Annotated in this window: 10 protein-coding genes; 5 read left to right on the forward strand and 5 right to left on the reverse strand. The window is 60.5% G+C overall.

Going from position 1 to position 10,644, the window contains the following annotated elements; translation table 11 throughout:
* The 4 genes from ACRESD_RS10930 to ACRESD_RS10945 form a co-directional block, all read right to left on the reverse strand.
* Positions 1 to 533 (reverse strand): MFS transporter (locus ACRESD_RS10930; protein ID WP_431750923.1); only part of this gene is annotated, 533 nt, incomplete at its 3' end.
* A gap of 46 nt (positions 534 to 579) precedes the next feature.
* A complete protein-coding gene (locus ACRESD_RS10935; protein WP_431750924.1) occupies positions 580 to 1,944 on the reverse strand; it encodes an MFS transporter in 1,365 nt (454 codons plus the stop codon).
* 310 nt (positions 1,945 to 2,254) lie between these two features.
* On the reverse strand, positions 2,255 to 2,644 hold the full coding sequence (locus ACRESD_RS10940) for a hypothetical protein (RefSeq protein WP_431750925.1): 390 nt from the start codon (positions 2,642 to 2,644) through the stop codon (positions 2,255 to 2,257).
* 300 nt (positions 2,645 to 2,944) lie between these two features.
* Positions 2,945 to 3,820: a Dyp-type peroxidase gene (locus tag ACRESD_RS10945; protein ID WP_431750926.1), complete on the reverse strand. Its 876-nt coding sequence runs from the start codon at positions 3,818 to 3,820 to the stop codon at positions 2,945 to 2,947.
* Between the two features lie 138 nt (positions 3,821 to 3,958).
* On the opposite strand from ACRESD_RS10945, the gene ACRESD_RS10950 reads away from it, so the two are divergent.
* Both ACRESD_RS10950 and ACRESD_RS10955 read left to right on the forward strand, forming a co-directional pair.
* On the forward strand, positions 3,959 to 5,575 hold the full coding sequence (locus ACRESD_RS10950) for an NADP-dependent glyceraldehyde-3-phosphate dehydrogenase (protein WP_431750927.1): 1,617 nt from the start codon (positions 3,959 to 3,961) through the stop codon (positions 5,573 to 5,575).
* Between the two features lie 150 nt (positions 5,576 to 5,725).
* Entirely contained in the window at positions 5,726 to 6,787 is a 1,062-nt protein-coding gene (locus ACRESD_RS10955) for an FUSC family protein (protein ID WP_431750928.1), read from the forward strand.
* Positions 6,788 to 6,953: 166 nt separating this feature from the next.
* Here the strand turns inward: ACRESD_RS10955 and ACRESD_RS10960 are convergent, their stop codons facing one another.
* Complete coding sequence (locus ACRESD_RS10960) at positions 6,954 to 7,706, reverse strand: TetR/AcrR family transcriptional regulator (protein ID WP_431750929.1); 753 nt, start codon at positions 7,704 to 7,706, stop codon at positions 6,954 to 6,956.
* 367 nt (positions 7,707 to 8,073) lie between these two features.
* Between ACRESD_RS10960 and ACRESD_RS10965 the strand changes: the two genes are divergently transcribed.
* The 3 genes from ACRESD_RS10965 to ACRESD_RS10975 form a co-directional block, all read left to right on the forward strand.
* Positions 8,074 to 8,778: an ABC transporter ATP-binding protein gene (locus tag ACRESD_RS10965; protein WP_431750930.1), complete on the forward strand. Its 705-nt coding sequence runs from the start codon at positions 8,074 to 8,076 to the stop codon at positions 8,776 to 8,778.
* Positions 8,775 to 9,974 carry an ABC transporter permease gene (locus ACRESD_RS10970; protein WP_431750931.1) on the forward strand — a complete coding sequence of 400 codons (1,200 nt, stop codon included), beginning with the start codon at positions 8,775 to 8,777 and terminating at the stop codon, positions 9,972 to 9,974. Before ACRESD_RS10965 ends, ACRESD_RS10970 begins: the two co-directional genes overlap by 4 nt.
* The coding region (locus ACRESD_RS10975; protein ID WP_431750932.1) for a TolC family protein at positions 9,967 to 10,644 on the forward strand (678 nt) is incomplete at its 3' end. The genes ACRESD_RS10970 and ACRESD_RS10975, both read left to right, overlap by 8 nt.

Below are 10,644 nucleotides of genomic sequence, written 5' to 3' on the forward strand. Positions count from 1 at the left end.
CACAAACCCAACAGGCAGCACCCGGCAAGAATCAGGAAGATCGGACGTGGCCCGGCCCACAAGGTCAGCCAGCCGCCCAGAGGCAAGGCCAGCATCGGCCCCAGGGCAATCATCGCCCGTGAACGCCCGGCCCGGCGCGCCGCCCCAGCGGGCTCCGAGGTCGCCAGCACCTGGGTCGACAGGTTCAGCGCGGCAAAGCACAGGCCCCAGATCAGGCGCAGTCCCAGCAACGCGGCGAAACCCGACAACATCGAGTTACCCAAGGCACAGACCGTGGCCGCCCCCGCTGCGATCATGCAGGTCAGTCGGTCACCGTTGCGCGCATAGAAATTCAACACATGGTGATAGCCGAAAATCCGCACCAGCCGGTTGGCCGCCAGTAACACTCCGGCCTGGGCTAAGGTGATGCCAAAGGCTTGGGATTCCATGGGCAGCAGCAGGTAGAGCAGCACATCGCTGGGCAGGCATAAAGCAAGGGTTAGCGCGGCGCGGCGGGAGGTGCGGTCAGCTGTGAGTTGGGCCTGGCTCGACATAAATCTGAAACATCCCGAAATATCCAGCTCGCCACGGTAGCCGTAATCACAGCGCTTTCCTATAGGGAAGCAGGCGTAGCCCACTGGCGACAGCCCCCACCAGCGCAAATCCGCAGCCCAGCCACAAGGCGTACTGCGGGCCACTACCCAGGGACAGGTGGAAACAGAACGCCACCAACGACGCCCCCAGCGTCTGTCCCAGCAACCGCGAGATCGCCACGATGCCGCTGGCCCCGCCGCTGCGGGCCAAAGGAGCGCTGGTCATGATCGCCTTGAGGTTGGGTGACTGGAAGAAGCCAAAACCGGCGCCGCACAGCGCCATGCGCCAGCCGATATCAAAGGCCGATGCGCCACTGCCCAAGGTGGCTAACGCGGCCATGCCCACGCCAAGCATCAACAGCCCGATACCGCATAGCACCGCCAGCGACACCCGATCGGCAAGGCGCCCCGCCACCAGCGCCATCACGGCCACGACCGCCGGCCAAGGCGTCATCAGAAACCCGGTTTCCACCTGGCTATGCCCCAGCACCGCCTGTAACAGGAACGGCAGCGACACAAAGGCCAGCCCCTGGGCGCTGAAGGCGCAGATCGCGGTGAGGGATGACAAGGCAAACACCGGACGCTTGAACAGGTCCACAGCCAGCATCGGTGCCGGATGACCGATTTCGCGGCGCAGCAGCAACGCACCGCACACCAGCGCTACCGCAATCAAACCCAAGGTCAATGCGCCCTGGGCACCATGCACGGCCGTACCCAGCCCCAATACCAGCAAGGCAAACAACCCGGCACACAACAACGCAGCAAGACGATCGAACGCATGCCCGGTCAATGGCAGTACCGGCAAAGAGCGCAAACCCAAGCCCAGCGCCAACAGCCCCAACGGTACGTTGATCAGATACAGCCAATGCCAGGTCGCCACCGACAGAATCGCCGACGCGGCGGTCGGCCCGAGGGTAAACGCCAGCCCCACCACCAGCGAGTTGTAACCCAAGCCGCGCCCGAGCATTTTCGAGGGGTAGATATGCCGCAACAACGCAGTGTTGACGCTCATCAAGGCCGCCGCGCCAAGCCCTTGCGCTACCCGCGCAGCCGTCAAGGTCAGCAGCGAACCGGCCAACCCGCAAAACAGCGACGAGACAATGAACAGCAGCAAGCCGCCCAGATACACCCGACGGTGCCCCAGCACATCACTCAAGGAAGCAAAGGGCAGCACCGTGGCGATAATCGCCAACTGGTAGGCATTGACCACCCAGATCACCGAGGCCGAATCGGTGCCGATGCCTTCGGCCAGGGTTGGCAACGCGGTGTTGACGATGGCCGTGTCCAGGGTTGCCATGCCAATCCCCAAAGACAGGGCGATTACCGCCGGCCAGCGTTTATTGGAGGGCAACCCATCGGCGACAGAAGACATGAACAATCCACACAGGTGACAAAGGCCCCTAGAGTACGGGCAGGTGGGATTTTTTTCAGTCGCCGATTACCTGGCTGTCAGAATTTTCATGTTCGCCAGTGTCCAGTCTTCACCATCCCCCCACCGCTTGGGCAAAACCAGATGAGGATATGCACCGCGTTCAACAGCTCCAGCACATCCTGGCCGAACCCCTCGTCGTCCGCCGTGCGCAAAGGGCTTGCACGACAAAGGCGAGCAACCTCCCCGCCTGTTGCGCTGTGAGTACGCCCAGGGTCTGGATTTACTGCTCGCAGTACAAACCAACTCAAGATCAATAGGTAATCTGGACCGAGGACGTTTGCATCGTCATACAGCGATTACACGCTAACTGATCAGCCGCCATCTGAGGATTCCAAGGCCCGATGATGCCGTCGCGCTTGCCATTGTCATCCACCGAGTCCAGAGCGCCCATCACATGGTCGCGCTTGAGTAACTCCCGGGCCAGCTGCGTTTCTTTATCTTTCTGCGCATCGCCAGTCAGCCCACGGCCTGCGACCTCGCGGATTTTATCCACCGTTGCATTCCCCGTCGCGGGGTCTTTGAAGGCTGAGAAATTGGCACCAAATGCTTTGGCCAGATCCGAATCCGAGGTTTGCGAAAAGGGATTGGAGCCCGAATGTGCCGCTGAAGAATACGATATGGAAATATTTGAAATCTGCATGTAGGTACGCTCCTGGGAGGTTCGACAAGCCGGCCTGGCATCCCATTGACGGACATCTGGAGGTCAGCTGCTGTGTTTTGTGTGGGCACGGGCCCCCAGACAGTTCCAGCGTACCTGCTGGCTAAATCAACCGTTCTGCCACCCGCCAATCCCCCACCGCCTGGAGCGACGTATCCGGCATCGGATCGCCGGGCACAGTCTTGCGGGCAATGTCAGCCGCCAGGGCTTTGCTCGCGAATGCAGTGTGTCAGTCAATAGACTTTTCACTGATACACCGTATTCGCGAGCAAGCCCTCTTTTTTAGATCTTTGCCGTGATAGAGAGCGTCGTCAGATCCAGATGCCCATCCTTGATCGGCGGGCACCAGTAGTAACCACCGGTCAAGGGTTTGCTGATGCGATACAGTCCATCGACAATGCCATCTTCCAACCCGCTCATCCGGCGTAACTGCGCTTCAAACGCGTCAAAGGAATGGCCAAACGCGAGGAACATCAACCCAGCCTGGCCGTTCTCGGCCCACGGCATCGAGCGGCGTACCACGAAGGCTTCCGGGGTAAAGCTTTCCTGGGCAGTGCGCTTGGTGTGGGCGGATGCAGGAGCGTCGTCGAGTTCTTCGTTATCGCCATGGCGGCGGCCGATGATGTGGTCGCGCTCCTGGGCCGGCAAGGCGGCGAAGCCGTCGAGGTCGTGCTGCCATTGCTGGATCGCGGCGAAGCTGGCGCCGCTGTCGGTCAGTGCGGCTTCGACCGCAGCATCGTCGTGAGGGTTTTCGGTGCCGTCCTCATAGTCGGTGAGGTCGAAGCCCGTCTTGTAGCGGAAACCTTCGGTCATCTGTTCCAGGCGAAACGCCGGGGCCAAGGCTTTTTCGAAGGCACGGCTACGCAACAGCAGCTCACCACGATCCATGCCATGCAGCCACACCCACAGCGCCTGCTGGGTCGATGGGTTGTGCGCACCTGGCGCACTGACGGCAGGGAACGTGCGCAGGCCATCAATGTGTGTACCCAGCGCACTGACCAGCGGCTCACCAAAACCGACCACCGCCTGCGAATCCACGAGCTGCACCAGTGCGTCCAGCGCGCCTGGCACAGCGTCAAGGGTTGTCACGGAAAAGAACAGATGGCGTGCCTGCAAAGGCACCGGTGCGGCAAGAATGCCAGACTGGTACTGACTCATGAGAACTCCTTCAAAAAAGGCGCCTAGTTTAACCGGCGCCCGCTGCCCTGCGTAAGCCAAAGCGCACAAGCCTTGCCATAGAGCCCCTTGTTGGGTGACTCTCTAGTCATGTTTTGCAACTATTCCAGGGGTAGCGACATGACCACCAGTAACCTGCTCGCCCAGCTGTTTCCCGCCTCCGCCGCCGAGATTCCTCAGCAATTCCAGCTCGGAGCGCCCATTGAACAGCGTGATTATCTGGTCGATGGCCAGTTGCAGGTGTGGAACGGCCCATTGGCCAAAGTGCAGAGCCCGGTGCAATTCGGTGAAGAGCGTGTCCACATCGGCAGCACACCGCTGCTGGATGCCGAGACCGCCCTCACCGCCCTGGATGCCGCCGTGCGTGCCTATGACCGTGGCCAGGGCGAATGGCCAACGATGCGCGTCGCCGAGCGTATCCAGCATGTCGAAACTTTTTTGCGGCGCATGCGCGAGCAGCGGGATGCGGTGGTCAAGCTGCTGATGTGGGAGATCGGCAAGAACCTCAAGGACTCGCAGAAAGAATTCGACCGCACCTGCGACTACATCACCGATACCATCAATGCCCTCAAGGAACTCGACCGCCGCTCCAGCCGCTTCGAGCTGGAACAGGACACCCTCGGCCAGATCCGCCGTGTACCGCTGGGCGTGGCGTTGTGCATGGGCCCTTACAACTACCCGCTGAACGAGACCTTCACCACCCTGATCCCGGCATTGATCATGGGCAACACCGTGGTGTTCAAGCCGGCCAAGCTCGGCGTGCTGTTGATCCGCCCGTTGCTGGAAGCCTTCCGCGACAGCTTCCCGGCCGGAGTCATCAACGTGATCTACGGCAGTGGCCGCGAAACCGTCAGCGCGCTGATGGCCAGCGGCAAGATCGATATCTTTGCGTTTATCGGCACCAACAAGGCCGCCAGTGACCTGAAAAAGCTGCACCCCAAGCCACACCGCCTACGTGCGGCGCTGGGCCTGGATGCGAAAAACCCCGGCATCGTGCTGCCGGAGGTCGACCTGGATAACGCAGTGAGCGAGGCTGTCACGGGTTCGCTGTCGTTCAACGGCCAGCGCTGCACCGCACTGAAAATCCTGTTTGTGCATGAGGACGTCGTCGACAGCTTTATCGAGAAATTCAACAAGAAGCTGGTCACCCTCAAGCCCGGTATGCCGTGGGAAGACGGCGTGGCGCTGACGCCATTGCCGGAAGTGGGCAAGGTGGACTATCTCAACGCTCTGGTAGCCGACGCGGCGCAACACGGCGCCAAGGTGGTGAATGAGCACGGCGGTGAGAGTCGTGGTTCGTTCTTCTACCCGGCGGTGCTGTACCCGGTGAACCCGCAGATGCGCGTGTACCACGAGGAACAGTTCGGCCCCGTGGTGCCGATCGTGCCCTACCGTGACCTGGAAACAGTGATCGACTACGTGCTGGACTCGGATTTCGGCCAGCAGTTGAGCATCTTCGGTACCGATGCCGTGCAAGTGGGTCGCTTGGTGGACACCTTCGCCAATCAGGTCGGCCGGATCAATATCAACGCCCAGTGCCAACGTGGCCCGGACACCTTCCCGTTCAACGGCCGCAAGAACTCGGCCGAAGGCACGTTGTCGGTGCATGACGCGTTGCGCGTGTTCTCGATCCGAACGCTGGTGGCGACCAAGTTCCAGGAGAGCAACAAGGCGCTGGTCAGTGACATCTTGCGTAATCGTGACTCAAGCTTCCTGACAACCGACTACATCTTCTAAGAAGCATGCTGATTTAAATGTGGGAGGGGGCTTGCTCCCGATAGCGGTGGATCAGTCAGCCTATCTGTTACTGAGAGACTGCTATCGGGGGCAAGCCCCTCCCACACTTGAACCGCGTACGCCCTGATTTTTGAGGTCACTTTAATACCGATGAACCTGCCCCTGTTCGCCCGGCGCCTGCTGCGCCCACTGCTCGACCCCTACCGCCGCTATCGCCATGCCAAGTTGATCCACGCCGTGCGTGTGTCCATCGGCTTGCTCGCAACGATCCTGCTCACCACGGGTATCAACCTGCCCCACGGTGAATGGGCATCGGTGACCATGCTGATCGTGATCGGCGGGCTGCAGCACCACGGTAATATTGGCAAGAAAGCCGTGGAGCGTGCCTATGGCACCCTGATCGGCGCCAGTGTCGGTTTGTTGCTGGTGGTACAGCAGGCCTACTTTGGGCAACCGCTGCTGACCTATCTGTTGATGTCAGTGGTGTGCGGGTTCTTTTCCTATCACGCGATCGGCAAGGGTGGGTACATCGCCCTGCTGTCGGCGATCACCGTGTTTATCGTCGCAGGTCATGGGGACAATCCAATCTCCGATGGCCTGTGGCGTACCGTCGACATCCTGATCGGGATTGTCCTGGCCCTGGCCTTCTCCTTTGCCCTGCCGCTGTATGCCGTGTACTCGTGGCGTTACAACCTGGCAAGCGCCTTGCGTGATTGCGCAGCGATCTACAGCCGGATCATCAACGGCCAGTCCGTGACGGATGATGAACACCTGAAGTTGCTCAACCGCTTGAATGCGGCCATGTTGCAACTGCGGTCACTGATGCCGTCGGTGTCCAAGGAAGTGCGGATTTCCATGACCGAGCTGGACGCAATCCAGCGGCACCTGCGCATGTGCATCAGCACCCTGGAAATTCTCGGCAATACCCGACCGGACCCGCGCGATGAACAGGCGATGGCGCGGATGCAGGTAGTGTTGAAGGCCGAACATCGGCAGATCCGCGTGCAGTTGGTCGCAATGGCACGGGCGTTGAAGTCGGGGGTGACAGAACGTTTGGAACGCCCAAGCCACATCAGCGGCAGCGAGCCCGTATTGGATGCGCCGGTCTACAGCGCTCTGGATGGTTACCGTTTATTGACTGTGCAACTGGCGGCCAATGTGGATGCCATGCGCCAGCGCCTGGCGAAAAGTGCGGGGCATTGGAAGATATAAGGACGCGCCCATTGACCTGTTTATCCAGGGCAACACTTTCATACTTTCTCTTACATATTTTTCACGATCTCTTCACATCCCGAGACGTAGGGTGAAGCCTCATCCGTTACAAATGTTGCACATCAAGCCCGCCGCCCCAGCGGGCTTTTTTTGCCTCGGATTTGACCTAGCGCGATGCTTTGGCGACAGGGGCGACCGCTTGTTCGCGGATGGCTCGCTGGGTGTCCAGCACCTTGGCCAGCGCGGTTTCCGCCTCCGGGCTCTGCTGCGGCACACGAATCGCCGCCGACACCAACGTGATCAACTTGGCCATCACCTCGGCATCCGTGGCCGGGCGACCGAGGCTCATGGAGTTCATCAACAGGCGCAATTCAGTACCGGCCATCACCCCGGAAATCGCCTTGAGCGCAAATTGCAGGCGCACCCCCAGCTCATTGCGCGGCAGGTCCGGCAAGGCCAGGGCGAAGGCTTCGAAGAAACGCTGGAACACCGGCTGGTAATGCACTTTGAGGTATTCCTGGATAAACGGCGATGTGTCGCTGTAGACACGGCCCAGGAAACGAATGAAGGAGCGCCCTTCCCCGCTGGCCGGATCGCTGCGTTCCAGGCCCATGGCCGGTGCAAATAGCACGCCGAGCAACGTGTCGCAGTCCAGCGGACCGTCGGATTCGGCCTCGCAACGCGCGAGCAGTTCCAGACGCTGCTCGTTGAGCGGCTCCAGGCGCTGCATCAACAAGGTTTTCATCAGGGAATCCTTGTCCCCGAAGTGATAATTCACGGCAGCCAGGTTCACCTGGGCACGCTCGGTAATCTGCCGTAACAAGACGGCGTCATAACCATATTTGATGAAGAGAGCCTCTGTCGCATCCAGCAGTCGAGTCTTGGTAACGTTTGGAGCGCTGAGTTTCTTCGCGACCATAAGGGTAGAAGTCCCACTGGGGAAATAATGTTTTAAAAAATATTTTGATTTTTTATACCGGGGCATGCCACTGAAAGCAAGTCCCTGAGACGGCGACATTCTACGGAAAGCCTGTATAAGCAGGCGATGGAGGCGAGTCAAAGGGCTTTTTCACCCGCCCGGACCCAACCGCCGCACATTCGCTTTGAAGGGTAAAACAGCTCTAGTTCGATAGCTGGCGGAGCCGGTGGAACACGGTTACTATTCAAACAATATTTTAAAAACAAGAAATAAAACCAGTCCGTGACGCGTACCAGGCAGCTCCCGAACTTGTTACAAAGATTTACGGGGGCATAGTGGCACCGTCGAGACTGCAGGCGTAGTCACGATGATAGATACCCCCACGCACCCAGGCTTGATCTCCCTGCAAGGCATCGGCAAACGCTATCAGCTCGCCGGGCAGGAACTGTCCATTCTCAATGATGTGTGCCTGTCCATCGCCAGTGGTGACAGCTGCGGCATCCTCGGTGCTTCCGGCTCCGGCAAAAGCACCCTACTCAATATCCTCGGCCTGCTCGATTTGCCCAACTGCGGCCAATATCACTTTGCCGGCCACAACATTTTCAGCGCCACCCCCGATGAGCTGGCCGCGATCCGCAACCAGCAAATCGGCTTTGTGTTCCAGAGCTTCAACCTGTTGCCACGCCTCAGCGCGCTCGACAACGTCGCCCTGCCCCTGAGCTACCGTGGCGTATCGCGGCATGACTCGGTGGAACAAGCCCTGCGCATGCTGGAACAAGTCGGCCTGGCCGAACGTGCCCACCATCGTCCGGCCGACCTCTCCGGCGGCCAGCGTCAACGGGTGGCAATTGCACGGGCCCTGGTCGGCAAACCCTCAGTGATCCTGGCCGATGAGCCCACCGGCAACCTCGACAGCACCACCGCCCAAGAGATCATGGACCTGCTCCTGGCGCTCAATCGCGAACAACAGGTGACGTTGATCATCGTGACCCACGACGCCCACATCGCCGAGCGTCTGGAGCGCAAGATCCTGGTGCGCAATGGCGTGGTGCATGAGGCTGGTTGCCTATGAGCCTGCGGGTCGAACAGAACCTGAGCCAACTGCTGCATGAAGCATTCGTCAGCCTGCGTACCCTGGGCAAACGCTCGATCCTGGCCTTGCTGGGCATCGTCATCGGCAGTTCATCGGTGGTGGCACTGATCAATATCGGCCACAACGCCGCCACCGACGCCGCCATGATTTTCAAGGACATGGGCACCGACACGCTGGTCGCCCAATTCCCGCCCAAGGGCAACAGCCGTGCAACCATGCGGGCCAGCCTAGACCTTGAGGCCGTGCGTCAAGCGGTGCCAGGCATTGCCCATATTGGCGCGATCACACTGTTCAGCGGCCCGATGGTGTTTCACGGGCGCACCGTCAATGCCAACTTCGTCGGCAGCACGCCAGATATCAAAGACGCCATGCGCCTGACCCTGCGAGAGGGTCGTTTCCTGTCGGGCTTCGACGCCAATGAAACCTACGCGGTGATCGGCGACCAACTTGCCCAGGCTCTGAGCAAACCCGGCGACCCATTGAACCTGGGCGATCGAGTGCGCATCAGCGACTACCTGTTCCTGATCGTAGGCATCCTGAACAGCCAACCCCGCTCCCTGCTGATCCCGGTCCAGATCAACGAGTCGCTGTTCATCCCCGCCGAAGGCATGCGCCGCATCTACGCCAACCCGCAGATCGGCAACGTGATTATCCGCGCCGCGCCGGGCCAGGACATGGAGCGCATCGCTCAGGATGCCGCCGTCGCGCTGAAAACCCAGCTCACCGACCACGACGTCGACATCCAGGTGCCCCAGCAAATGATCGATGGCATGACCCGCCAAAGCCGCACCTTTGCTTATTTGTTGCTAGCGCTGGGGGCGATTTCCCTGGTAGGCGGCGGTGTCGGCGTGATGAACGTGATGCTGATGAATGTCTCGGAGCGCCGCCGCGAGATCGGCATCCGCATGGCCCTGGGCGCGCGCCAGCGGGATATTCGCAACCTGTTTCTCCTAGAGGCAGTGACCTTGACCGCTGTCGGTGCGCTGTGCGGTGCGGTGCTGGGCATGACGGCAGCCTGGCTCTACGCCTGGCTGTCGGGCTGGGTGTTTTCCCTGGCGGTCGCCGCCCTGCCACTGGGAGTCGGCAGCACCTTGCTGGTGGGGTTGTTCTTTGGCATCTATCCGGCGGTCTCGGCTTCACGGTTGCAGCCAGTGGAGGCCCTGCGCGATGAGTAAGTGGCTATGGTTACTGGCACTGGTAAGCCTGCCCGGCATGGCAGCCGACGTGGTGATCAACCCTTCGGCTCCCAGTACTACTCGCAGCGGTTACGACCGGGGCGTGTCGCTCAATGCCCAGGTCACCGCGATCACCCTGGGTGATGCGGTATACCTGGGCCTGCGCAATAACCCGGCGATCCGCAGTGCCTACCTGCAACGGGTGGCACAGAAGTTCGACTTGCGCGTGGCCGAAGACACCTTCAACCCCAAGCTCACCCTCAACAGCTATTACCGCGCCACCCGTGGTTCGGCCGATAACACCCGTAACGCCAACCTGGCACCCAACGCGACCTTGCTGGGCGAGTACGGCACCCGGCTGAGCATGAACTGGACCCAGCAACTCAACGACGCCAACCGTGCCGGCCGCTACCGCCGTGATGGTCTCGACCTGTCGATCATCCAGCCACTGATGCGCGGCGCCGGCTGGGACGCCACCACCGCACCGCTGCGCCTGTCACGCCTGTCGGAACAGGCCAATCGCCTGAACCTCAAGGCTACCGTCGCGCAGACCATCAGCCAGATCATCGCCACATACCGCGAACTGCTGCGTGCCCAGGAACAATTGAGCATCGTGCAGGACGCTCTCAAGCGTTCCGGCACACTGCTGGAAGTGAACAAGGCGCTGATC

This window comes from Pseudomonas sp., from assembly GCF_050739995.1.
In the GTDB taxonomy this organism is placed as follows: Bacteria; Pseudomonadota; Gammaproteobacteria; order Pseudomonadales; family Pseudomonadaceae; genus Aquipseudomonas.